This is a genomic window from Sphingomonas ginsenosidimutans, assembly GCF_002374835.1.
Lineage (GTDB): Bacteria > Pseudomonadota > Alphaproteobacteria > Sphingomonadales > Sphingomonadaceae > Sphingomonas > Sphingomonas ginsenosidimutans.
This window is the reverse complement of sequence record NZ_NWVD01000001.1, coordinates 779467-803300: the sequence shown is the minus strand read 5'-3', so window position 1 is coordinate 803300 and position 23834 is coordinate 779467. Positions and strand designations below refer to the sequence as shown.

At 71.0% G+C, this 23834-nt stretch carries 18 protein-coding genes and 1 tRNA gene; 5 read left to right on the top strand and 14 right to left on the bottom strand.

The window, feature by feature from the left end; genetic code table 11:
- Positions 1-130: 130 nt before the first annotated feature.
- The 3 genes from COA17_RS03710 to COA17_RS03700 are packed head-to-tail and all read left to right on the top strand — an operon-like array spanning position 131 to position 4445.
- A complete protein-coding gene (locus COA17_RS03710; RefSeq protein ID WP_245857394.1) occupies positions 131-1609 on the top strand; it encodes a tryptophan halogenase family protein in 1479 nt (492 codons plus the stop codon).
- Entirely contained in the window at positions 1606-2949 is a 1344-nt protein-coding gene (locus COA17_RS03705) for a tryptophan 7-halogenase (RefSeq protein WP_096610209.1), read from the top strand. The genes COA17_RS03710 and COA17_RS03705 overlap by 4 nt, the downstream gene beginning before the upstream one ends.
- On the top strand, positions 2946-4445 hold the full coding sequence (locus tag COA17_RS03700) for a tryptophan halogenase family protein (protein ID WP_096610207.1): 1500 nt from the start codon (positions 2946-2948) through the stop codon (positions 4443-4445). The genes COA17_RS03705 and COA17_RS03700 overlap by 4 nt, the downstream gene beginning before the upstream one ends.
- Before the next feature lie 8 nt (positions 4446-4453).
- Here COA17_RS03700 and COA17_RS19840 read toward each other — a convergent pair whose 3' ends face one another.
- The 4 genes from COA17_RS19840 to nagZ all read right to left on the bottom strand — a co-directional run bounded on the left by COA17_RS19840 (position 4454) and on the right by nagZ (position 8678).
- A complete protein-coding gene (locus tag COA17_RS19840) occupies positions 4454-5857 on the bottom strand; it encodes a family 16 glycosylhydrolase (RefSeq protein WP_245857391.1) in 1404 nt (467 codons plus the stop codon).
- A gap of 26 nt (positions 5858-5883) precedes the next feature.
- Complete coding sequence (locus COA17_RS03690; protein ID WP_096610205.1) at positions 5884-7311, bottom strand: GH1 family beta-glucosidase; 1428 nt, start codon at positions 7309-7311, stop codon at positions 5884-5886.
- Between the two features lie 177 nt (positions 7312-7488).
- Positions 7489-7565: transfer RNA gene (locus COA17_RS03685), tRNA-Pro, on the bottom strand.
- A gap of 108 nt (positions 7566-7673) precedes the next feature.
- Positions 7674-8678 carry a beta-N-acetylhexosaminidase gene (nagZ, locus tag COA17_RS03680; protein ID WP_096610203.1) on the bottom strand — a complete coding sequence of 335 codons (1005 nt, stop codon included), beginning with the start codon at positions 8676-8678 and terminating at the stop codon, positions 7674-7676.
- A gap of 123 nt (positions 8679-8801) precedes the next feature.
- Here nagZ and COA17_RS03675 point away from each other — a divergent pair, with 123 nt between their 5' ends.
- The gene (locus COA17_RS03675; protein ID WP_096610201.1) at positions 8802-9668 is read left to right on the top strand and encodes a MipA/OmpV family protein; all 867 of its coding nucleotides are present in this window, start codon (positions 8802-8804) and stop codon (positions 9666-9668) included.
- Positions 9669-9678: 10 nt separating this feature from the next.
- Here COA17_RS03675 and COA17_RS03670 read toward each other — a convergent pair whose 3' ends face one another.
- From COA17_RS03670 to COA17_RS03655, 4 genes are read right to left on the bottom strand one after another with little or no spacing between them, the layout of a single operon-like run.
- Positions 9679-10419, bottom strand: a complete 741-nt coding sequence (locus COA17_RS03670) for an SPOR domain-containing protein (protein WP_066489128.1) — start codon at positions 10417-10419, stop codon at positions 9679-9681.
- Positions 10419-12146, bottom strand: coding sequence for an arginine--tRNA ligase (gene argS / locus COA17_RS03665; RefSeq protein WP_096610198.1), 1728 nt, complete (start codon positions 12144-12146; stop codon positions 10419-10421). Before argS ends, COA17_RS03670 begins: the two co-directional genes overlap by 1 nt.
- Before the next feature lie 44 nt (positions 12147-12190).
- Complete coding sequence (locus tag COA17_RS03660; protein ID WP_245857390.1) at positions 12191-13345, bottom strand: DUF1501 domain-containing protein; 1155 nt, start codon at positions 13343-13345, stop codon at positions 12191-12193.
- A 4-nt stretch (positions 13346-13349) separates the two neighbouring features.
- Positions 13350-14780, bottom strand: coding sequence for a DUF1800 domain-containing protein (locus COA17_RS03655; protein ID WP_096610194.1), 1431 nt, complete (start codon positions 14778-14780; stop codon positions 13350-13352).
- A gap of 179 nt (positions 14781-14959) precedes the next feature.
- On the opposite strand from COA17_RS03655, the gene COA17_RS03650 reads away from it, so the two are divergent.
- The gene (locus COA17_RS03650) at positions 14960-15244 is read left to right on the top strand and encodes a hypothetical protein (RefSeq protein WP_066489635.1); all 285 of its coding nucleotides are present in this window, start codon (positions 14960-14962) and stop codon (positions 15242-15244) included.
- A 64-nt stretch (positions 15245-15308) separates the two neighbouring features.
- On the opposite strand, the gene COA17_RS03645 is transcribed toward COA17_RS03650, so the two are convergent.
- The 6 genes from COA17_RS03645 to COA17_RS03620 form a co-directional block, all read right to left on the bottom strand.
- Positions 15309-16472: a deoxyguanosinetriphosphate triphosphohydrolase gene (locus tag COA17_RS03645; RefSeq protein WP_096610192.1), complete on the bottom strand. Its 1164-nt coding sequence runs from the start codon at positions 16470-16472 to the stop codon at positions 15309-15311.
- A 4-nt stretch (positions 16473-16476) separates the two neighbouring features.
- Positions 16477-18621 (bottom strand): SPOR domain-containing protein, encoded by a 2145-nt coding sequence (locus COA17_RS03640; RefSeq protein WP_096610190.1) that lies wholly within the window; start codon positions 18619-18621, stop codon positions 16477-16479.
- A 292-nt stretch (positions 18622-18913) separates the two neighbouring features.
- Positions 18914-20437, bottom strand: coding sequence for a cell division protein FtsZ (gene ftsZ / locus COA17_RS03635; protein WP_066489625.1), 1524 nt, complete (start codon positions 20435-20437; stop codon positions 18914-18916).
- A gap of 117 nt (positions 20438-20554) precedes the next feature.
- On the bottom strand, positions 20555-21814 hold the full coding sequence (ftsA, locus tag COA17_RS03630; RefSeq protein WP_096610188.1) for a cell division protein FtsA: 1260 nt from the start codon (positions 21812-21814) through the stop codon (positions 20555-20557).
- Positions 21815-21830: 16 nt separating this feature from the next.
- On the bottom strand, positions 21831-22820 hold the full coding sequence (locus tag COA17_RS03625; RefSeq protein WP_096610186.1) for a cell division protein FtsQ/DivIB: 990 nt from the start codon (positions 22818-22820) through the stop codon (positions 21831-21833).
- A complete protein-coding gene (locus COA17_RS03620; protein WP_281253276.1) occupies positions 22817-23752 on the bottom strand; it encodes a D-alanine--D-alanine ligase in 936 nt (311 codons plus the stop codon). Before COA17_RS03620 ends, COA17_RS03625 begins: the two co-directional genes overlap by 4 nt.
- Positions 23753-23834: the final 82 nt, after the last annotated feature.

Below are 23834 nucleotides of genomic sequence, written 5' to 3'. Positions count from 1 at the left end.
GATGCGCCATACGCGCAAAGGGAACGTTCACAATAGACAAAAACGCAAAAGTTTCTAGAGCGTCCCAACGCGGGCATCCGACTGTGGTAACGTTACCACAGCGGGCATGGCGGCGGAGGGGGCGAAGGCGATGCGGGTGGTGATTGTCGGCGGCGGCACGGCCGGATGGATGACCGCCGCCGCGCTCGCCCGGCTGGTCCCCGCCGCGCAGGCCGAGATCGTACTGGTCGAATCGGATGAGATCGGCATCGTCGGCGTGGGCGAGGCGACGCTGCCGCACATCCGCGCGTTCAACACCCGCATCGGTATCGACGAGGCCGATTTCATGCGCGCCACCGGCGCCACCTTCAAACTGGGGATCGAGTTTCGCGACTGGGCGCGGATCGGCGACAGCTACATCCACCCGTTCGGGGTGTTCGGGCGCGATACCGACGGGGTCGGTTTCCACCATTATCTGGCGCGCGCCGGGCAGATCGAGCGACTCCAGGACTTTTCGCTGCCGGTCGTCGCGGCGCGCGGCGCGCGCTTCGCCCCGCCCGCCGACGATCCCGAATCGCTGCTATCCACCTATGGCTATGCCTATCAGTTCGATGCCACCCGCTACGCGCCGTATCTGCGCGTGCGGGCGGAGGCGGACGGCGCGCAACGGATCGAGGGGCGCGTGGTGGCGGTGGATCGCGATGCTGACGGCGGGCGCGTCACCGCGGTGCGGCTGGCGGACGGACGCGCGGTGGCCGGCGACCTGTTCGTCGACTGTTCGGGGTTCCGCGCGCTGTTGATCGGCGACACGCTGCGCGAACCGTTCGAGGATTGGTCGCGCTGGCTACCGTGCGACCGTGCGGTCGCGGTTCCGTGCGCGTCACAAGGGCCGCTGCTGCCCTATACCAGCGCGGTAGCGATGCCCGCGGGGTGGCGCTGGCGCATCCCGCTGCAGCACCGTGTCGGCAACGGCTATGTCTATTCCAGCGCGCATGTGGACGACGATGCCGCGCGCGACGCGCTGCTCGCCGCGATCGAGGGGCCGGCGCTGGCCGAACCGCAACTGCTGCGCTTCCACGCCGGGCGACGGCCGCGCGGCTGGGTCGACAATGTCGTCGCGATCGGGCTGGCGGGCGGGTTCCTGGAGCCGCTGGAATCGACCAGCATCTACCTGATCCAGATCGCGATCACCGCCTTGGTCGAGCTTTTCCCGGACGGCGCGATCGACCCCGCCGACCGCGACGAGTTCAACCGCGTGCTTGGGATCGAATATGACCGCATCCGCGACTTTCTGATCCTCCATTACCACGCCACCGAACGCGACGATGCGCCGTTCTGGACGCGGATGCGCACGATGGAGGTGCCCGACACACTGGCGCGCAAGATGGCACTGTTCCGCGCACGCGGGCGCGTCGAAACCTATCGCGAGGGGGTGTTCCTGGAGCCGAGCTGGATCGCGGTCTATCTGGGGCAGCGTATCGTGCCCGAGGGGTACGACCAGCGCGCCGACGCGCCCGACGCCGCCGGGCTGGCGCGCGCGGTCGAGCGGCTGCACGCCGTCACCGCCGCGGCCGCGCGCGCGATGCCCGACCACCGCGAGTATATCGCGACGATCGGCGCCGCGGCATGAACGCGCCGATCCGCACCATCGCGGTCGTCGGTGACGGGATCGGCGCCTGGACCGCCGCCGCCGCACTGGCGGTGCGGCTGCCCGGTGTGCGCGTCGCGCTGGTCCCGCACACCGCCCGCCACCGCGCGATGGTCGACACGGTCGGCGCCACCACCCCGGCCGCGCTGCCGTTCCATGTCGATATCGGCTGGGACTGGCGCGACGCGCTGGCGCGCACGGGCGGGGCGATCCGGCTGGGGACGCAGGTGACGGGGCGTGACGATTACGTCCATGCCTATGGCGCGGTGGGTCAGGCCGCGGGCGCCCGCCCCTTCCCCGCCGTATGGGCGGCGCACGGCATCCGGCCGTTCCACCATTATGCGGCGGGTGCGCGGCTGGGGCTAGCGGCCAAGGCGCCCTCACGCGACCCGGCGCTGGCCGACGCGATCTTCGGGCTGGTGCTCGATCCGGACCGGTACGCGCGCGCGGTGGAGGGCTATGCCCAACATCGCGGCGTGATGGTGCCCGCCGCCCCGCTGGCGGAGGTGGCGCGCGGCGATGCGGGCGTGGCGGCGCTGCATCTGGCGGACGGTACGCATCTGATCGCGGACCTGTATGTCGATGCGACCGGGCGCGAACGGCGGCTCGCCACGCCGGACGATGCGGCGGCGTGGGAGGACTGGAGCCGCTGGTTCCCGTACACCGCGCTGACCACCGCCACGGCACCGGCGGAAATGCTGCTCCCCTCGCTCGACCGCATGACGATCGCGGACGGCGCGATCACGGTCGCCAGCCATCTGCCCGACCGCACGATCCACCTGCGCCTCGCCCGCGCGGGGGCGACGGATGCGGAGACGCTCGCCCCCGGTCGTCGGCAGTGCGGCTGGAGCGGCAATGTCGTCGCCGTCGGAGAGGCGCATGTCGTCCTGCCGCCGATGCAGGGACTGCCGTTCCACTGGCTTCACACCGGGATCGACCGGATCGTCGCGCTGCTGCCGGGGCGGGACTGCGCCGCGGTGGAGGTCGATCACTACAACCGCACCGCCAATGACGAGGCGGACCGGCTGCGCGACCTGTTGCTGGCGCATCTGCCGCTGGCGGACGACGCGCCCGAGACGCTGCGCGATACCGTCGTCGAATTCGCGCGCCGGCTGCGCTGGCGCCAGCGCGATGGCGAGGGCTTTGCGCGCGACGACTGGGCGCAGATCCTGTTCGGGCGCGGCATCCGCCCCGCGCACCTGCCCGACGGCGGCGACGCCGAACAGGGGCGGCGCCTGCTGGACGATATCGACCACCGCCTGGCCGCCGCGGTTGCCGCCGCGCCCGATCATCGCACCTTTCTGGAAGGACTGACCCGATGACCGCGCTTCCCGTTCGCGAGGTGGTGATCGTCGGCGGGGGCACTGCCGGCTGGATGGCCGCCGCCGCGCTGTCGCGTTTCCTGCCGCGCACGCGCACGCGCATCCGCCTGGTCGAAAGCGAGGAGATCGGCACGGTCGGCGTCGGCGAGGCGACGATCCCCACGATCCAGACGTTCAACCGGATGCTGGGCATCGACGAGGATGCGTTCGTCGCCGCGACCGGCGGGACGTTCAAGCTGGGCATCCAGTTCGAAAACTGGCGCGCGATCGGCGACCGCTATTTCCACCCGTTCGGGCAGTTCGGCCACGATATCGACGGGCTGGCCTTCCACCAATTGTTCCTGAAGCTGGCCGGGCAGCGGCGCTGCGCCGACCTATGGCATTACGCCCCATGCGCGGTGGCCGCCGCGGCGGGGCGGTTCGCGCGCATCGCGGAGGGGGAAGCCCCCTTCCCGCTCCCCTATGCCTTCCACTTCGACGCCGGGCGCTATGCCCGGTTCCTGCGCGACTATGCCGAGGCGCGCGGGGTGGAGCGGATCGAGGGGCGGATCGCCGACGTGGCGCAGCATGCCGACACCGGCTTCGTGCAGGCGGTGCGGCTGGCGGATGGCCGGCACGTCGACGGCGAGCTGTTCGTCGACTGCTCCGGCTTTCGCGGGCTGTTGATCGAAGGCGCGCTCGCCAGCGGCTATGACGACTGGTCGCACTGGCTGCCATGCGACCGCGCGGTCGCCGTCCCCACCGCGCGCGATCGCGCGCCGGTCCCCTATACCCGCGCGATCGCGCAGGGCGCCGGCTGGCAATGGCGCATCCCGCTGCAACACCGCACCGGCAACGGCTACGTCTATTCCAGCGCGCATGTCGACGACGATGCCGCGCAGGCCGCGCTGATGGGCGCGGTGGAGGGCGAGGTGCTGGCCGATCCGCGCCGGCTGTCGTTCGTCACAGGGCGGCGGCGGCGGTTCTGGAACCGCAACGTCGTCGCGCTGGGGCTGGCGGGCGGGTTCCTGGAGCCGCTGGAATCGACGTCGATCCACCTCATCCAGACCGGCATCGCCAAGTTGCTGGCGCTGTTCCCCGATGCCGGTTTCTCAACCGTGGAAGCGGAGGAATATGACCGGCTGATGCGCAGTGCCTATGATGGCGTGCGCGACTTCATCATCCTCCACTATCACGCGACGCAGCGCGACGACACGCCGTTCTGGCGCCACGTGCGCACGATGGAGGTGCCCGACACGCTGCGCCGCAAGATCGAGCTGTTCCGCGTCCATGGCCGCTTCTTCCGCTACGACGACGAACTGTTCTCGCTCGCCAGCTGGACCGCGGTACTGCTGGGACAGGGGATCGTGCCCGCCGCCTATGATCCGGTGGCGGACGTGCTGGACGAAGATCGGCTGGCCGAGACGCTGGAGCGGATGCGCCATGCGATCCTGGCGCAGACGCGCGCAATGCCGTCCCATGCGGACTTCATCGCGCGCCACTGCGCGGCAGGATAGCGGCGCGATTACCTCGCCGCCGGCGCGCCCCAGAAGCGGACATGCTCGACGGTCATCCGCTGCGGGAAGGCCGTGTCGTCGATCCCCTTCGCCCCGGCCCAGTCGCCGCCGACCGCGACGTTCAGGATCAGGTTGTATGCGCGCGTGAACGGCCATTCGCGCATCCCGTCGCCGGGCTTGCGCTCCACGCGCATGTACGATCTGCCATCGACGCCGATGGTGATCGCATCGGGTTGCCAGTCGAGCTGATAGTCATGCGCCGCGGTGCAGGCGCCCGTCACGCGCGTCTGCGCGCCGCGCTGGCTGTTGCTGGCGTGATTGTAGGCGGCGCTGTGTACGGTCGCATGCGACATTTCCGGCTCGGACCCGACCATCTCCATGATGTCGATCTCGCCCGCGTCGGGCCAGGCGCCATCGGGGGGCAGCAACCAGATCGCCGGCCAGATCCCGCGCCCGCACGGCAGGGTCGCGCGCACCTCGTAGAAACCGTAGCCCAGCGTCCGGCGCGTCACCATCCGCGCGGAGGTGTAATCCTGCCCGCCCCAGTCGGCGAAGCGCGCCTTGGGCAGCGTCTCGCGGCGCGCCTCGATCACCAGCGCGCCCTTTTCGATCCGCGCGTTCTCCGGGCGGCCGTCGGCATAATATTGGCGCTCGTTATTGTACCAGCCGGCGGCGTTGCGCGCCGTGTCGAAACGCCAGTTGGCGGCGTCGATCGCGGCGCCGTCGAATTCGTCGGCCCAGGTCGGGCGACCGGCGGGCACCGCCATCGGGCGATGCGCCTCCTGGTTGGTCGCGCCCATCGCGTGCGCGGTCGATGCCGGCGGTGCGGCGCTGGCGGCGGCAGCGGTGGCGGCGCCCGCCTTGCGCTTCAGATCCAGCACGAATGCCGGCCCCAGATCGACCGTCAGGTTCGCGACCGACAATTGCAGCGACGCCTGCAATTCCCCCGCCGGGTAATCGCGATCGGCGACACCGCGCAGCTCTACCATCGCCCAGTCGCGCCCGATCGTCGGCGCGCCCTTCAGCACCTGGTCATAGGGAGCATGCGATTGCGTGATTCCCGCGAAGGGCAGCGTCACGCGCTCGCCCGCCGCCGCCTTCGGCGCGCGCGCCCAGAAGGCGAAGACCAGCGGATCGCCCTTCGCCACCGCGCGGGTGATCGGCACGTTGGCGCCATCGTCCCACGGGTGCGCGCCGGGCGCCTTCACCTCGATGCGGATCGCGCGGCCGCCCTGCACCCCGGCATCGTCGATCGCGCGCGCCTTGTGGTTCGACCCATAGGGCACCCAGCCGGCCGACACGTCGTTGACGGCATAGGACAGGATATCCGTCCCCTGCTGCGCGACGCTCGGCGCCGCCATCGCCCATGCCAGCGCCGACAAAATCGCGGCGCACCGTTGCGTCCTGCGCATCCTTCCCTCTCCCCTGTTATCCGTCGTCAGACGATGCGGTTGCGGCGGATCACTTCGCGATACCAGCGCGCGCTCAGCTTGGGCACGCGGCGCTGCGACGCGAAGTCGACGTAATGGATGCCGAACCGTTTCGAATAGCCGTCGGCCCATTCGAAATTGTCCATCAGGCTCCACAGGAAATAGCCCTTGAGCGGATAGCCCTCCACCGCCGCACGGCGGAACTGCGACAGATAGCCGCGCAGGTACATCACCCGGTCGGCGTCATCGACGCGGTCGCCCGCCAGCGTATCGTCCGCCGATGCACCGTTCTCGGAGATGTACAGCGCCTTGGGCTTCCACATCTCGCTGACGTTGCGCACCGTCCAATAGGCCGCCTCCGGCCCCACGACGAGCCATGGCGAGGCCATCCGCGGCGAGGACGCGACATGCGGCACGACCTTATAGCCCTTTGGCCCGTCGTCGGCGCGTACCCATTCGGGGGTGTAGACGTTGAGCGACACGAAATCGAGCGGACTGGCGATGATCGCCATGTCGCCGTCCTTCACCTTCGGCGCGGCGGCGCCTTCCTGCGCGAGATATTCGTCGAGGTAGCGCCCCTCCATCACCGCGGTCAGGAACATCGCATTCTCGATCCGCGTCGCCTTCTGCGCGGCGGCGATATGCTCGGGCGTCTCCATCACGGGCGTGAAGGCGATCATGTTGTCGGCGATGCCCACCTGCGTGCCCGGCTTCGCCTGCGCGCGGATCGCCTGCACCGCCAGCCCGTGCGCCAGCACGCCATGGTGGCGCACCTGGTTGACCCCGGCGGGCGGCAGCTTCAGCCCCGGCGCGTGCAGCCCTTCCTTGTGCGACAGGTCGGTGAAGCAGCGCAGTTCGTTGACCGTCATGATGTGCTTCACGCGGTCGGACAGCTCGCCCGCCATGTAGCCGGCATAATCGGCGAGCGCATAGGCGGTGTCGCGGTTCTGCCACCCGCCCGGCAGCGCGGCGGGATAGTCCCAGTGGAACATCGTCGCATGCGGGGTGATCCCGGCCGCCAGCAGCGCATCGACCAGCCGATCGTAATAGGCGACACCCTTCGCATTGGGCTTGCCGCGCCCATCGGGGAAGATGCGCGGCCAGGCGATCGAGAAACGATACGCGCCGACGCCCAGGTCGCGCAGCAGCGCGATATCCTGCGGGTAGCGATGATAGCTGTCGCAGGCGACGTCGCCGGTATCGCCATTGGCGATCTTCCCCGGCGTGTGCGCGAACACGTCCCAGTTGCTGCGCCCGCGGCCGTCCTCGGCGACCGCACCCTCGATCTGATAGGCCGCCGTCGCGCAGCCGAACACGAAGTCCTTGGGGAAGGACAGGTCGAGCGGCGCGGCCTGCGCCAGCGTCGACCAGCCGGATGCCAGCACCCCGGCGCCCGCAGCGGTCGCCCCGCCGCGCATGAAATCCCGCCTCTTCATCACCCTCTCCCATCGTCGTGCCCATGGCCACGTTCACGCCGCGCCATCTGCCGACGACATTGTTAACGTTCCCATCTCAACGTGTCGAGCCACTTCACGTGACGCGACAGCGCCACCGCCGCGTGATGGGGCCAGCGCCCCAAATGGGGAATGATCCAGCGATGTCTGAAAGGTAATTGGTCGGGGAAAGAGGATTCGAACCTCCGGCCCCTGCGTCCCGAACACAGTGCTCTACCAGGCTGAGCTATTCCCCGACCAGGGTGCCGCCCGGCCGATCGGCCGGCGACAGGCCGCGGCTTATATCAGCGGTTCACGGGACTTCAAGCACCGATTTCGCAGCACGGCATCGCGCCCGACATCCGCTATTCCGCGAACGCCAGCAGCCGGTCGCGCGTGTCGATCAACCCCGCCATGTCCCCCGCCGCCGGGGTACGGCCCGCCATCGCACGGTCCAGCCGCGCACGGGAAGGCGGGGCCATATCGTCCAGCCGCGCGACGATCGCCTCCATCTCCGGGATCGGCGCATGGCATTCCAGCACCACGTCGCACCCCGCAGCGATCGCCCCCGCGGCCTTTTCCGCCGGGGTGCCCGACAGCGCCTTCATGTCGAGATCGTCGCTCATCAACAGGCCGTCGAAGCCCATGCGGCCGCGGATCACCTCCTCGATCACCACCGGCGACAGCGTGGCGGGGCGGTCGCGGTCCCATGCCTCGAACACGATATGCGTGGTCATCCCCATCGGCGCATGCGCGAGCGCGCGGAACGGCGCCAGATCCTCCTCCAGCGCGGCGGCGTCCGCCGTCACGGTGGGAAGCGCGAAGTGCGAATCGAGCAGCGCCCGGCCATGCCCCGGCATATGCTTGACGACCGGCACGACGCCACCCGCGATCAACCCCTCCATCGTCGCGCGGCCGATCGCGGCGACGCGCATCGGATCATGTCCGAACGCGCGGATCGCGATCGCCTCGGTCGTCCCCGCGCGCGCGACATCCAGGATCGGGTGGCAATCGACCGTGATTCCCATGTCCGCCAGCATCAGTCCCAGCGCGTGGGCGTTGGCGCGCGCCGCCTCGATCGCGGACATCGGCGCGATCTCGTACAATCGGTCGAAGGCGGGGCCGGCAGGAAAGGCGGGCCATTCCGGGGGCGCCAGCCGCGCGACCGGCCCGCCTTCCTGATCGACCAGGATCGCCACGTCGTCGCGCCCCTCCAGCTCCCGCAGCGAATCAGTCAGCGCGCGCAGCTGCGCGCGGGTCTCCACATTACGTTTGAACAGGATGTAGCCGGCCGGGCGCGCCGCGCGGAAGAACGCGCGCTCGGCATCGGTGAGCGACGGGCCGGACAGGCCGAAGATGACGGGCTTCATGCCGCGCCTTTACGGCGGATGCGCGCGCAACGCGAATGCCGCGCCGGCGCCGGGGCATAACCGCGCGGAACCAGTACGCTGGCAGAACGATTGTCCCGGACCGGTTCCAGAAAGGATCGCCGCTTGCCCCGCACCCTCGCCCACCTTCCGATCGCCGCAACGCTCGCGTTCGCGGTGTCTGCCACGCCCGCCGCGGCGCGGCCGCGCGACGACGCCAGCCCGCCGCGTGCGAAGGTGAAGACCCCGCGCGGCGGGCTGGACATCGTCGGCGATCGCGACACGCGGCCGCGCCGCATCCGTGTGATGCTGGGGCCGCAGTTCAACCCCGCCTTCCCCGGTGACGACCGGATGCGCCTGTCCCCGATCGTCAGCATCTCCAAGGCGCGCGGCAATGATCCCTTCCCGTTCGGCGCGCCGGGCGACGGCAATGCGCTGACGCTGATCCACGCCGGCCGGTTCGAGGCGGGGCCGATGTTCCAGCTGACCGGAAAGCGCGATGCCGACGATCTGGGCGGCGGCCTGCCGCGCGTGTCACGCTCGCTGGAACCGGGCGTCTTCGCGCAGGTATGGCCGATCGACGCGGTGCGGCTGCGCGCCGACGTGCGGCACGGCGTCACCGGCCATAACGGCCTGATCAGCCAGCTGGCGGCCGATTATGTCGCTCGCGACGGCGACCGATGGCTGTTCTCGCTGGGGCCGCGCGTGCAATTGTCCGATCGCCGCTATCAGCGCGCGTGGTTCGGCGTGGACGCCGACACCGCCGCGCGCACCGGGCTGGCGCGCTTCGATCCGTCGGGCGGTGCCCATGCGGTGGGCGCGGTCGGCCGCGCGATCGTCGCGCTGGACCAGCGATGGTCGGTGCAGGCAGTCGGGCGGTGGGACCGGCTGATCGGGGATGCCGGCGACTCGCCGATCATCGGGCGCGCCGATTCGCGCAACCAGGTGTCGGCCGGGGTCGCGCTGGGCTATACGTTCACGATCGGGCGCTAGAGGCGCGCGGTCAGCTGGTGACGAAGCACCCCTCGCCCGCCACCTTCAGCCGGCCGCAGATGTCCGATGCAGCGTTCGCGCTGCCCGCATTGACGCGCAGGCGATAGACGGTGCGCCCGTTGACGGTCGCCGGCTGCACCACCTTGCCCAGCGTTGCGACATAGCCGAAGCGCTTGGCCAGCGCGCTCCACGCCGCATTGGCCGAAGCCTCGCTGGGGAAGGCGCCCAGCTGGATCAGCGCGCCACCCGATGCCGCGCCGGGCACCGGTGCGCTCGGCGCCGTCACGGGGCGCTGCGCGCGCAGCGGGGCGCTTGCGTCCGGCACCTTGGCGGTCGCGACCGGCGCGCCACCGGTGGCGACGCGCGCGGTCGGCGCGGGCGCGGGGGCGCCACGGGTGATCGGCGCCTCGGGCACCGCGCGCAGGTCGATCGCCCCGTTCATGTTGCTGCCGGCGCTGGCGGCGATCGCCGAATCGCCCTCGCCCTTCACCTTCAGCCCGCCGGGATCGTCGGGACGGACCTTGTAGTCGCCCTCCTGCGCCGCGATCAGCGCGCCTTCGCCGTTGACGCCGCGCGCGCCCTGCATCTTGTACAGGCCGAACAGGATCGCGCCCAGCACGACCAGCCCCAGCAGCACCATCACCATCACGCGCGCGACGGGCGCGCCCTCAGGCTCGTCCGCCACGACCGTATCCAGCCACGGCAGGCGATCTTCATCGCGCGGCGCGCCGATCGGTTCGGTCGGTGTCATCAGTGCATCTCCGTGACCGCCTCCACGCCCATGATGGAGAGCCCGTTCCGGATAATCCGCCCGATCGCCGCCGCCAAGGACAAGCGCGCGGCGGTGACGCCATGGTCGTCGGGCACTAGGAAACGGCGTTCCGGCTTGTCATTGCCGACATTCCATTGCGCGTGAAATTCAGCCGCCAAGTCATAGAGATAAAAGACTATCCGGTGCGGCTCACGCGCCGCAGCGGCGGTTTCCACGACGCGCGGGAACTGCGCCGCCAGCTTCACCAGCGCCAGTTCCTGCGTATCAAGCCGGGACAGATCGGCGCCCTCGGCCGAAATCCCCGCCTCCGCGGCACGGCGGTGCAGCGAATGGACCCGCGCGTGGGCGTACTGGACGTAGAAGACCGGGTTCTCCTTCGACGCTTCCACCACCTTGGCGAAGTCGAAGTCCATCTGCGCGTCGGACCGCCGGGTCAGCATCGTGAAGCGCACCACGTCCTTGCCGACTTCGCGCACGACATCGGCCAGCGTCACGAAATTGCCCGCCCGCTTCGACATCTTCACCGGCTCGCCGCCGCGCAGCAGCCGCACCATCTGCACCAGCTTGACGTCGAAGCGGGTCTTCCCCTCGGTCAGCGCGGCGACCGCCGCCTGGATGCGCTTGACCGTGCCGGCATGGTCGGCGCCCCAGATATCGATCAGTTGGTCGGCCCCCTCCGCCTTCTGATAGTGATAGGCCATGTCCGCGCCGAAATAGGTCCAGCTGCCGTTCGACTTGCGGATCGGGCGATCCTGATCGTCGCCGAACTGCGTCGAGCGGAACAGCGGCAGCTCGACCGGCTCCCAATCCTCGGGCGTCTCGCCCTTGGGCGCTTCCAGCACGCCGTCATAGACCAGGTCACGCGCGCGCAGCACCGCCTCGGCGGCCTCCGGCTTCTTCGCGGCCTGCAATTCGGCCTCGGACGAGAAGACGTCGTGGTGGATGCCCAGCAGCGCCAGATCGTCCTTGATCAGCGCCAGCATCGCCGCCACCGCGCGGTTGCGGAACAGCGCCAGCCATTCATCCTCGGGCGCGGCCACATAACGATCGCCGAATTCCTGTGCCAGCGCCTGCCCGACCGCGACCAGATAGTCGCCCGGGTATAGCCCCTCCGGGATCGCGCCGACCTTATGCCCCAGCGCCTCGCGATAGCGCAGGTGCGCCGACCGGGCGAGCACGTCGACCTGCCCGCCCGCGTCGTTGACATAATATTCGCGGATCACCGTATTGCCCGCGAATTGCAGCAGGCTGGCCAGCGCATCGCCCACCACCGCGCCGCGGCAATGCCCCATGTGCATCGGCCCGGTCGGGTTGGCGGAGACATATTCGATGTTCACGCGCACGCCCGCGCCCGCATCCGACCGGCCGTAATCCGCGCCCGCGGCGTGGATCGCATCGATCTCGCGCCGCCACACGTCGTCGTGCAGCGTCATGTTGATGAAGCCCGGCCCGGCGACCGTCACCGCCGCCACCTCGTCCAGCGTGCGCAGCTCGCCGGCCAGCGCCTCGGCCAGCTGGCGCGGGTTGGTGCCCGCCGGCTTGGCCAGCACCATCGCGGCATTGGTCGCCAGATCGCCATGCGTCGCATCGCGCGGCGGCTCGACCGTCACATTGCGGCGGTCCAGCCCGGCAGGCAGGGTTCCGGCGGCGGTCAGCGCGTCAAGCGCGGCATCGACATGAGCGGTATAGCGGGTGAAGAGCGTCATAGCGGCGGCGCCTTAGCCGATGCGTGCCGCGGGTGCAAAATCCGTCAGGCGCGCACCAGTCCGCTCATCGCCCGCCCCGACAGCGCCTTCGGAAACAGCGTCGCACCGACCCGCGCGGGATCGAGCGCGAACTGTTCCGCCAACGCGCCGGCGATGAAGGCGTCGAGCGCCGCGGTCGGCTTCAGGTCGCGGCCCTCGTACAGCGCGGCGGGCGCCAGCCCCGGCCAGTCGGCGATGATCCGCCCGCCCTTCACCCCGCCGCCCAGCAGCAGCGCGGCGCTCGCCTGCCCGTGATCGGTGCCGCCGGTGCCGTTGACCGCCACCGTCCGCCCGAATTCGGTCGCGACCAGCACGACCGTGCGGTCCCACAGCGGCCCCAGCCCGCTGCGCAGCGACGCGACCAGCGCATCCAGCCCCTTCAGCTGCGCCGCCGATCGCTGCCGCTGGCCGGTGTGCGTGTCCCATCCGCCGGTTTCGATCATCGCGATCCGCGCGCCGTCGGCGGGCGCCAGCAGCTTCGCGGCCAGCGCGCCGGTATCGGCGCCCGCCCGCCCGCCGCCGCCCGACAGGTCGCCCGCCAGCATCCGCGTCTGCATCGCCTCGGACCAGATCGCATGCAGCTGCCGGTCGCCCTCGTACAAAGCGGTGACACGGCGCAGCAGGTCGTCCGAGGCGTCGGGCAGCGACGACGGGGCGTAGGACGCGACCTCCCGGTCGCCGCGCAGCGCCATCGGGATCGTCGCGGATACCGCGATCGCCTGCGCCTCCTGCGCGGGCAGCAGCGCCAGCAGCCGGTTCATCCATCCGCTGCGCTGCTGATAGGCGGCGGTCCCACCGGTCTCCAGCACGTTCTGCCCGTCGAAATGCGACCGGTCGCGATAGGGCGAGGCGATGGCGTGCGCGAACAGCGCCTGCCCCCCGGCGTACAGCCGCGCCACCTCCGGCATCGCGGGGTGCAGCGCGAACATCGCGTCCAGCTTCGTCGCCGTCGCGGCATCCTCCGCCAGCGCGCCGCGCGCCGCGGCGAACGCCGGGTCACCGACCGGCATCAGCATCTGCAACCCATCGGCGGCGCCGCGCTGGATCACGAACACGAAGCGGCGGTCGGTGGCGGCAGCGGCGAAGGCGATACGCGGCGCGAACGCCAGCGCGCCCGCCCCCATCAACAATCCACGCCGGTCGACCAAGAAAGGCGCCATCACATTATCTCCGCAAGGTTTCGGGGGCGACCAGCAACAGCGCCAGCGCCTGTGCCGGGCTGTCGGCACGCGCGATCGCCTGCGCGGTCGCGGCGGACAGCGCGCCGGGGTACAATTGCGCCGCCAGCGCGCGCGCATCGACCGGCGGGGTGCGCGCCGCGATCCGCTGCGCCGCCTCCACGCGGCGCATCACCGCATCGGGCCCGGCCCAGGTCGCCGCCAGATCGTCGAAGCCGTTGGGCTGACCCGGACGCCACATCGGCTGGCCCAGCTGATCGAGCAGCCCCAATGTGCTGCCGGGCGGCACCCGCCGCTGACCGGTGGCGCGTCCGGCGGCGACGGTCCATTCCCACGGGGTCAGGAACTTCACCGGCCCCGGCACCCATGCCTCCGGCGAGGCGACCAGCGCGCAATAGACGGTCGGCAGGTCGCCGCCCGACGACAGGAACGCCGCCGCGACGCGATCGACCATCGCCGCGGGCGGCTGGTCGCCGGCCAGATGCCGGACCAGCTTGGTCGCGACATGCCGCGCGGTCGCGCGATGCACCGCCAGATCGTTCAGGATCGCCTGCCCCTGCGCCAGCCCGTCTTCGGCATAGCGCCGCCCCAGCAGCGTGCGCGCGCCCGGTTCGTGCAGGCCGGGGACGAACAGGAACGTGCCGGGCGGCAGATCGGCATTGCCGCCCCCGCCCAGCCCCGCCACCGTCCAGCCGGTCAGCGCGCGCGCGAATTCGGTCACGTCGCCTTGCGTATAGCCGCTGCCGACGCCCAGCGTGTGCAGTTCCAGTATCTCGCGCGCCAGATTCTCGTTCAGGCCGCGGCGCCGGCCCTGCATCGCGGCGCGTTGCGCGCGCAGGCTTTCGGGGCCGACCGACACCGCCTGGTCGAGGTACAGCAGCATCGCCGGATGCCGCGCCACCGCCGACAGCATGTCGCCGAACCGCCCCAGCACGTGCGGGCGGATCGCCTCGAACTCGAACGCGCCAGCCAGCGGGGTGACGGCCTGCTTGTCGGCCGACACGGCGAAGTGATTGGACCAGAAGAACACCATCCGCTCGACGAACGGCGTGTCGCTGGCCAGCGCCGCCGCCAGCCGTGCGTCGGCGGTCGCGGCATAATGATCCTGCCGCAACGCGCGGCGCTGCGCCTTCAGCTCCGGGTCGTCGCCCGGCTTCGTCGGCGGCACCATGGCGGCGCCGTTCGCGGCGGCAGCGGCTACGGCGGGGGCAGCGGCCCGCACCTCGCGCCGCTGCTTCTGGAAGGCGACCAGATCGGCCGCCGCCTGCAACGCCGTCCGTGTCGCCGCGATCGGCGCGGGGCGCGCATCGAAGCGCGCGAACTGCGCGGTCACCCATGCGTGCGGGTCGTCGGGCGGCCGGTCTTCCGGGGTCGCTCCCATTCCGAAGCGGTGAAGCGCGATCGTCTGCGGCGTCATGGCATTTTCGTCCCTCAGCGGATGCCGCGATACGCCGGGTGTGTCGCAGAATTATGCCGGCCGCGCGTTCGGATGATTGCAAAAGCCGCAATCCAGATCGCGATCGATTCAATTGCACGCCGCAACGCAGCATTTATGTTGCATCGCATCATTCACTGTGACCTGAGGGGGTTATCACGATGCGCACCGTTTCGATCCTCACCGCCGCCGCCGCCGCGCTGATCTCCACGATGGGCATGGCCGCGGAGCCGGCGCAGCAGACCTTTACCCGCGACGGCCATACCTATGTGTACAGCACCAGCGCGCGTGAAGGCGGCCGTACCCTGATCGAGGGTCGCGAAGTCGGCTCCGCCAGCCGCTTCCGCCTGCTGGTCGACGGCAACCGCGTCACCGGCCATGCCAACGGCTATCCGGTGTCGTTCCGGACGCAGACGCCGCTGACTGCGCTCGCGTCGGCCAACTGATCCGCCGGTTCTTCCGGACAGCAAGGACGGGGCGTGCCGCCGGGCGCGCCCCGTTTTTCGTGCCTCAGAACCCTTCGGGCAGGTCGATCGCGCCCACAACCTCGCGATAGCGCGCCACGGCATAGCGGTCGGTCATGCCCGCGATGAAATCCGCAATATGGCGGCTGATGCCCGGCTCCCCCTCCGGCAACCGGGCGCGCCATTCCTCCGGCAGCAGCGACGGATCGCCGCGATAGGCGGCGAACAGCCCCGCGACGACATGATGCGCTGCATCCGCAGCCTCCAGCTGGCGCGGATGATGGTACAGATTGGCGTACATGAACCGCTTCAGCTCGCGCTCCGCCGCCGCCATCGCGGGGGAAAAGGCGATCAGCGGGCGCCCGGCGGCGCGTACTTCTTCCACGCTTTCCACCCCCGCCTCCGCAATGCGGCGCTGCGATTCGGCGATCAGGTCGTTGACCATCGCGCCGATCTGGCTGCGGATCAGTTCCCCCGCCAGCCGTTCACGCGGCAGGTCCGGAAACGTGGTGTCCAGCCGCGCCCAGCCCTCCGCCACCAGAGGCACCGCCTCGATCTGGCCCAGCGTCAGCAACCCCGCGCGCAAGCCGTCGTCGATGTCATGATTGTCATAGGCGATGTCGTCCGCCAGTGCCGCGACCTGCGCCTCCAGCGAGGCATGGCTGGTCAGCTCCAGCGCCGCCTGTGCATCCGCCTCCGCCAGCGCCCAGCTCGGCGCGTAGATCGGGCCGTTGTGCTTCGCCAGACCTTCCAGCGTCTCCCATGTCAGGTTCAGCCCGCGCCAACGCGGATAGGAACGCTCGATCCACATCAGCGTGCGCAGCGTATGGCCGTTATGGTCGAACCCGCCCGCCGCCAGCATCGCCTTTTGCAGCGCATTCTCGCCCGCATGGCCGAACGGCGGGTGGCCGATGTCATGCGCCAGGCACAGCGCCTCGGTCAGATCCTCGTTCAGCCCCAGCGTGCGCGCGATCGTGCGGCCGATCTGCGCCACCTCCAGGCTGTGGGTCAGCCGGACGCGGAAGTGATCGCCGTCCGGGGCTAGGAACACCTGCGTCTTGTGGCGCAGGCGGCGGAAGCTGATCGAATGGATGATCCGGTCGCGGTCGCGCTGGAACGCATCGCGCGGGCCACGGTCGCCCGCTTCCTCCGCATGGCAGCGCCCGCGACTGCGCGCGGGGTGGGATGCCCAGGGGGCAAGATCGGCCATGATGCTATTTCGTGTCCAGCCGCGTCATCTTCTGTCCGGGCGCGCTGGTGAAGCTGAACGCCGACACCCCCTGCTTCGCCAGCGTGTTGACGAAGGCGCGTGCCTCCGCCTCGGTCTTGAACGGGCCGGTGACGACGCGGTTCGTGGCGCGCAACGGCGTCGCATAGGCGCGCCGCCCGGCCAGCGCCGACGCCTTGGCCTGCACCGCCTTCCACGCCTTGGGCAGGTCGCCCTCGTTCGCGCCGCCCGCCACCTGCACCCAGATGCGCTCCGGCTCGGCGCGTGCCGCCTTCTTCTCCGCGGCCAGCTTCTCGGCCGCTTCCTTCTTGGCGGCCAGTTCCTTGGCCTTCTTGTCCGCGGCGGCCTTGGCGGCGGCGGCGGCGCGCTCGGCCTGCCGCTTGGCAATCAGGCGCTCGCGCTTTTCCTCGTCCGCCGCGGCGTTGCGCTCGGCAACGCGCGCGGCCTCCTCCAGCGACGCGGCCGAGCCAGGCGCGGGCGGCGGCGCCACCACCGGGACCGCACCCGGCATCGGCGGCACATCGAGTTCGGACGCCGGGATGGTGATGCCCGCCACGATCCGCGCCAGGATCGAATCCTCGCCCCGCCCAATCGCGGTCGGCCGAGCCGGCGTCGTGCTCGCGACCTGGGCGGGTGCCGCCGCAGGCGCAGGCGTCGGAGCCTGTCCGATCGTGGTGGAGAAGCCCGGCGTGGCGGTCGCCGCCGCGACCGCGGCATTGGCCGCTTGCTCGGGGCGCGGCGCGACACCGGGCGACGACACCGGCGTGCCGGCGGCGGCGGGCGGAGCCGGCGTCGGGACAGCGGCGGCCGGGGGAGTCGCGGTGGCGGTCTGCACCGACGGCGCCGGACGCGTGCCGCCGGTCGAGGGTGCAGCGGTGGCCGGCGCAGCAGAGGCATAGCCTGGCGCCGGCGATGGTGAAACACCGGGAGCGACGCGTGCGCCGGCGACGGTCGATCCGGCCGGCGGGATCGCGGCCGGCGGGCGTTGTGCCCCGGCGATCGACGCGACCTGCGCCGCGGGCGTGGGCGACGCGCTGCTGGTCGCGGCCGGCGCGCGCTGTGCCGGAGCCGGAGTCGGCGTCGCAGGGGCCGGGGCAGCGCCCGGAACGGAACTGGCCGCTGCGGAACGGGCGGCATAAGCGACCGGCGGCACGGACACGGGCGCAGCGGCACCGCGCGAGGCCTGGCGCGCCGCCAGTTGCGCTGCGCGCTGCTGTTGCCGCTGTTCGGCGCGCGACAGCGGCCGCGCGACCGACGGCGCCACCGCGGCGATTTGCTGGCGCGGCGCGGTCGGGTCGATCCCCAACGGCGGCAGCGCGGGGGTCAGCCGCGCGTCGGCCAGCCGCGCGGGCGTCGCCGCGACCTCACCGAAATGCACCGCGAAGGCGCGATCGGTCGCGCTCAGCGTCGGCAGCCGCTGGAAGAACGCCGCCAACCCCTGCGCCATCCCCGCCGGCATCATCCCCGATGCGATGCGATTGGCCCCCGCCACGTCGCCGTTCATCGCCATCACGAACGCGCGCGCGCGCCATGCGCCGCGATCCGACCGCCGCAGCAGCGTGTCGATCTGCGCCAGCGCCTCTTCCTGCCGCCCCGAAATGCCCAGCGACAGCGCATAGCGGCGGCGCACCTCGTCCAGATCGGCGTCGGCCCCGCCCCGCGCCAGCGCCGCGCGATAGTCGCGCTGTGCCCGCTCCTGTTCGCCGACCAGGTCATAGGCAAGGCCGCGATCGCCGGCATATTCGGCCATCGGCGCGCCGTATCGCTGCGCCAGTTCGAAGTAGCGCAGCGCCTCGCCCGGCCGCTCGCCATTCACCAGGATGCGGCCGATCCCCGCATGAACCCGGCCGTTATGCGGGTCGACCGCCTCGGCACGCTTGTAGAAAGCGGCGGCGGCGGTGACGTCGCCCAGCCGGAACGACAGGTCGCCCGCCTCGATCAGCGCGGACAGATCGCGCGGGCTGGCGCCCAGCCGCCGCATCGTGTCGGCCAGCCGGTCCGCATCGGGGTTCAGCGCCTGAACCATCTGCAGCTGCTGCGCGGCCACCGCGGCGGGACAGGCCGCCAGCAGCAGGGCGGCGATGCCGGCGGCAGCGATGCGTCCCGCGCGCGGCGGAGGGACGTCGGACATGCGTATCAAGCTCCCCGCGCGGCCGGCGCGTATGCGGCGGGCCGGGCGGCATAGGAAGGGTCGGTCGGGCGGGAGCCTACACGCCGATCGCGATGAACCGCCAATGGCGATCGTGGGTCAGTGCGGCGAAGCGACCCGGCAGGGCGACGAATGCGTGGCCCGCCCGCCGGCACCGGCGTGAACGGACAACCGCGCGTCGCGCGCCACCACCCACCGGGGCGCCGTCGCCGTGCCGACGCGCACCGGCGCCACGGCGGCGGCGGCGCGCGACCGGGCACCGGCGGCGTGTCGGTTACTGGTTGTTCTGCCGGTGCAGGAAGCGCGGCAGGTCGGACGGATCGCGCGGCTCCTCGTCGCCGCGCCCGGCGTTGCGGGTGGCGTTCTGCATCCGCTCGAACAGGGTCCCCCCCAGCTTCACGCGCGGCTGCGGCGGGGCATCGTCCGCATCGGCACCGGACGACAGGAAGCGGCGGCGGCCGGCATCGCCTTGGTCGACCGGGGCGCCCGGCGCGGCCGGTTCCGGTGCGGGCGCCGGCATCATCGCATCGGCGCCGAGCAGCAATTCGTCTTCCACTGCCTCGCTGGCCGGTGAGATCGCCTGCGGCGACGGGACATGGCCGGCGGCGGGCACGCCCGCCTCCATCGCCTGCGCCGCGGCGCCGCTGGGCTGCTGCGGCGGCACGGCAGCCTCGGGTGCCGGCTGGTAGGCGGCCGGCGCAGGCGCCGTGGCGGGTGCGGCGGCCTGCGGCGCCGCGGCGGGCGGCGTATCGGCCGCGCGGCGCGGCGCGTTGAAGCTGAACGTGCGCGGCGGCTCGGCCGGCGCGGTCGCCGCCGGGACGGCGGTCTGCGCCTGGCTTTCGATGCCGGTGGCGACCACCGACACGCGGATCTTGCCCTCCAGCTCCGGGTTGAACGCCGAACCCCAGATGATGTTGGCGTCGGGATCGACCAGCTCGCGGATATGGTTCGCGGCTTCGTCCACCTCCAGCAGGCGCATGTCGTCACCGCCGGTGATCGACACGATCACGCCCTTGGCCCCCTGCATCGACACGCCGTCCAGCAGCGGATTGGCGATCGCCTTCTGCGCGGCCACCAATGCGCGATCGTCGCCGTCCGCCTCGCCGGTGCCCATCATCGCCTTGCCCATTTCCTGCATCACCGACCGCACGTCGGCGAAATCCAGGTTGATGAGGCCGGGCATGACCATCAGGTCGGTGATGCCGCGCACACCCTGCTGCAGCACCTCGTCCGCCATTTCGAACGCCTGCTTGAACGTGGTGTTCGCATTGGCGACCAGGAACAGATTCTGGTTCGGGATCACGATCAGCGTGTCGACGAACTTCTGCAGCTCCTCGATCCCCGCCTCTGCCGACTTCGACCGGCGACTGCCCTCGAAGCTGAACGGCTTGGTCACGACGCCCACGGTCAGGATGCCCATGTCGCGCGCGGCCTTGGCGATCACGGGCGCGGCGCCGGTGCCGGTGCCGCCGCCCATCCCGGCGGCGATGAAGCACATGTGGCTCCCCTCCAGCAGGCGCGACAGCTCCTCGATCGTCTCCTCGGCGGCGGCGCGGCCGATTTCCGGCCGGCTGCCCGCGCCCAGGCCCTGGGTGATCTTCGCGCCCAGCTGGATCTTCTGTTCCGCGTCGGACTGTTTCAGCGCCTGTGCATCGGTGTTGGCCACCAGGAAGTTCACGCCCTGCACGTCGGCGCGCATCATGTTCGCGATCGCGTTGCCCCCGGCACCGCCGACGCCCACCACGGTGATGCGGGGGGTCAGATCGTCCAGGTCGGGCGTGATGAATTCGATGCTCATCGACAAGTTACTCCGTCCGCCCGCGAATATGTCGCCTGTCGCGGGCCATTCACACCGATGTGCAACAATGGGGCGCGTGGTGAAAGAGAAATTACCGCGAAGCGCCCGATTGTCGCGTCAATAATTGGCCTTGGCGGCCTGAACCAGCTTCCAGAACCCGCGCAAGCCGCGCTGGCGATGCACCATCTGCGGCGTCGGGGTCAGCCCGCGCAGGTCGATCGGATCGCTCGCGGCGAAGAACGCCAGCCCCGCCAGCGTCGCGAAACCGGGGCCGGAATGCGCCTCCGGCAGGCCGGTCAGCCCGCGCGGGCGCCCGATCCGTACCGACCGGCCCAGCGCCTGCTGCGCATAATCGGCGATCCCCTTCAGCTCCGCACCGCCGCCGGTCAGCACCACCTGCCGGCCGACCGGCCCTTCGAAGCGCAATTCCTTCAGCGCGGCCTGCACCTCGCCCATCAGGTGCTCCAGCCGCTGGCGGATGACATGGATCAGCGCCGCCTTGGTGATCTGCAACGCCTCCGAGTCCTCGTCGTCGGTACGCTCGCGGATCGTCACCATCTCGTGATTGTCGCGCGGGCTGGCGTTGGCGCTGCCGTGGAAGCATTTGATCCGCTCGGCCTGCAACCGCGTCGTGCCGAAGGCGGAGGCGATGTCGTCGGTGACGTCGGCGGCGCCGAACGGGATCGATTTCAGCCCGACCAGCATCGCGCCCGCGAACAGCGACACGTTGGTGATCCCGGCGCCCACCTCCACCAGCGCGACGCCCAGGTCGCGCTCCTCCTCGGTCAGGCAGGCGAGGCCCGTGGCGACCGGGCTGGCGATGATCGACTTCACCTCCAGATGCGCCGATCGCACGCACAGGTCCAGGTTGCGCACCGGCGATCCGTCCGCCGCGATGACGTGGATGTGCACGCCCAGCCGGTCGGCATGCAGCCCCAGCGGCTTCTTGACGCCGGTCAGTCCGTCCAGCGTGTAGAGCGCGGGCTGCGCGTGGAGGACCATCCGCCCCTGCGGGTCGATCGCCTGCCGCCCTTCGTGGAGCAGCGCGTCGATATCCGCCTGTTCGATGCGCATCCCACCCAGTTCGGCCTCGATGAACGCTTCGTCGCTGACCAGCCCGCCGGCCGAAAAGCCCGCCCAGACGTTCTCGATGTTCAGGCCGGCGATCCGCTCGGCCTGTTCCACCGCCTCGCGCACCGCCACTTCGGTGGCGTCCATGTCGGCGATATAGCCGCGCTTGACGCCGCGGCTCTCGCGCTGGCCGGTGCCCAGCACCACCAGTTCGCCGCCGTCGCCCTTCTGCGCGATCATCGCCGATACCTTGGACGATCCGATGTCCAGCGCGGTAATCAGCCCGTCGGGTGCCGCCTTCGCCATGTGTCTCTCGTCCCTGTTATGCCTCTTGTCCGCGCGCCGCGTCCCTTGCGCGCGCTTCCGAGGTCTTGTTGCCCGTGCCGTCGTCGCCGGTCGTTCCCGCGCCCCCGCCTGCGCCTTCGTCGGCGCGGCCGTCGTCGGCCAGCGCGCTGGCGCGGTCCTGCCCGGGACGCCGCGCGACCAGCTTGGCCGGATCGCGCATGTCGAAGCGCAGCCAGCCCTTGCCCAGCAGCGATCGCGCGCCGTCCAGCTGCGCGAACTTCACCAGCGCCTGCGCCGCGTTATCCTGCGGCAGCGCCAGCGTCTCGCCGCTGTCGAAGGTCAGGTCCCAGCGGCGGTTGCCGATCCATGTCGCGGCGCGGATGCGCGGTTTCAGCGCGGGCGCGGCGGCCAGCAGCGCCTGATACCCCGCCTCCTGCCGGTCCGCGCCGGGGCCGATCACCAGCGGCAGGTTCGGCATGTGCGCGGCATCCACCGGCGCCAGCAACCGCCCCTCCGCATCGATCAGCGTCAGCTGGCCGTTGTCCTGCCATACCGCCGCCGGCTCCCGCTCGGTGATGTGGATCAGCAGCCGGTCGGGCAGCCGCCGCGCGACATAGGCGTCAGCGATCCAGCCATAGGCCAGCAACCGTTCGCGCACCCGCGCCAGATCGACGCGCAGCATCGCGCGGCTCGGCTGGTCCTCCAGCGCGATCGCATAGACCGTCTCGCGGTCCATCCGCTTCAGCCCGGTGATATCGACCTGCTCGATCCGCAATCCGGCGCGCGCGCCCGCCTCCGCGATGCCGACGCCGATCGCCTGCGGCACCCCCAGCAGCGACGCGACGAACAGCGCGGCGGCGCCCACCCCGCCCAGCACGGTCCACGTCACCACGCGGCGCAGCCCGTCCTCGCTCAGCGGCAGCTTCGCGATCATCCGGTCGCCGAACGACTGTTTCGCGACGCGCCGGCGGTTGGCGACCGGCGCGCGGCGCTGCGGCGGTCCGCCGCGGCGGATCGTGCGGCTCACCGCGGCGGCTCCCGCATCGCCTCGTCGACGATCGCCTGGACCAGCTCGGCATAGCTCATGCCGGTATGGCGCGCCTGTTCGGGCACCAGGCTGAGCGGGGTCATGCCCGGCTGGGTGTTGACCTCCAGCAGGAACAGTCCGTCGACGCCGCGCTCGTCGTCCCAGCGGAAGTCCGACCGGCTGCATCCCCGGCACCCCAGCACGCGATGCGCCTGCACTGCCAGCGACAGGCACGCCTGCGCGACGTCGTCGGGGATGGGCGCGGGAAAGATGTGGTCGGTCATCCCGTCGGTATATTTGGCATCGTAATCGTACCAGCCCGACTTGGGCCGCAGCTCGGTCACACCCAGCGCCCGGTCGCCCAGCACCGCGGTGGTCAGTTCGCGCCCGCGGACATAGGGTTCGGCCAGCAGCGTGTCGAATTCCTGCCACGGCCCGCGCACGTCGCGCCCGATCGGCTGGCCGTAATTGCCGTCCGCGGTAACGATCGCGACGCCGACCGACGATCCTTCGTTGACGGGTTTCAGGACATAGGGGCGCGGCAGCGGATCGGCGGCGAACACCTCCTCGCTGGTGACGATCCGCCCGCCCGGCATCGGGATGCCCGCGGGAACCAGCACCTGCTTGGTCAGCACCTTGTCGATCGCGATCACCGACGTCGCCAGGCCCGAATGGGTGTAGCGCAGCCCCATCAGGTCCAGCAGCCCCTGCACGCTGCCGTCCTCGCCGGGCGTGCCGTGCAGCGCGTTGAACACCAGATCGGGCGCCGCCGCCGCCAGCCGCGCCGCGACGTCGCGCGCCATGTCGATGCGCGTCACGCGATGGCCGAGCGATTCCAGCGCATCCGCGACGCCGGCACCCGACATCAGCGACACCTCGCGCTCCGCCGACCATCCGCCCATCAGCACTGCGATGTAGAGGGAACCGGTCACCAGCGACCTCCGTCACCCCAGCGCAGGCTGGGGTCTCGTCCGGCAAGCGCGGCATCGGCGGAAGATACCAGCCTGCGCTGGC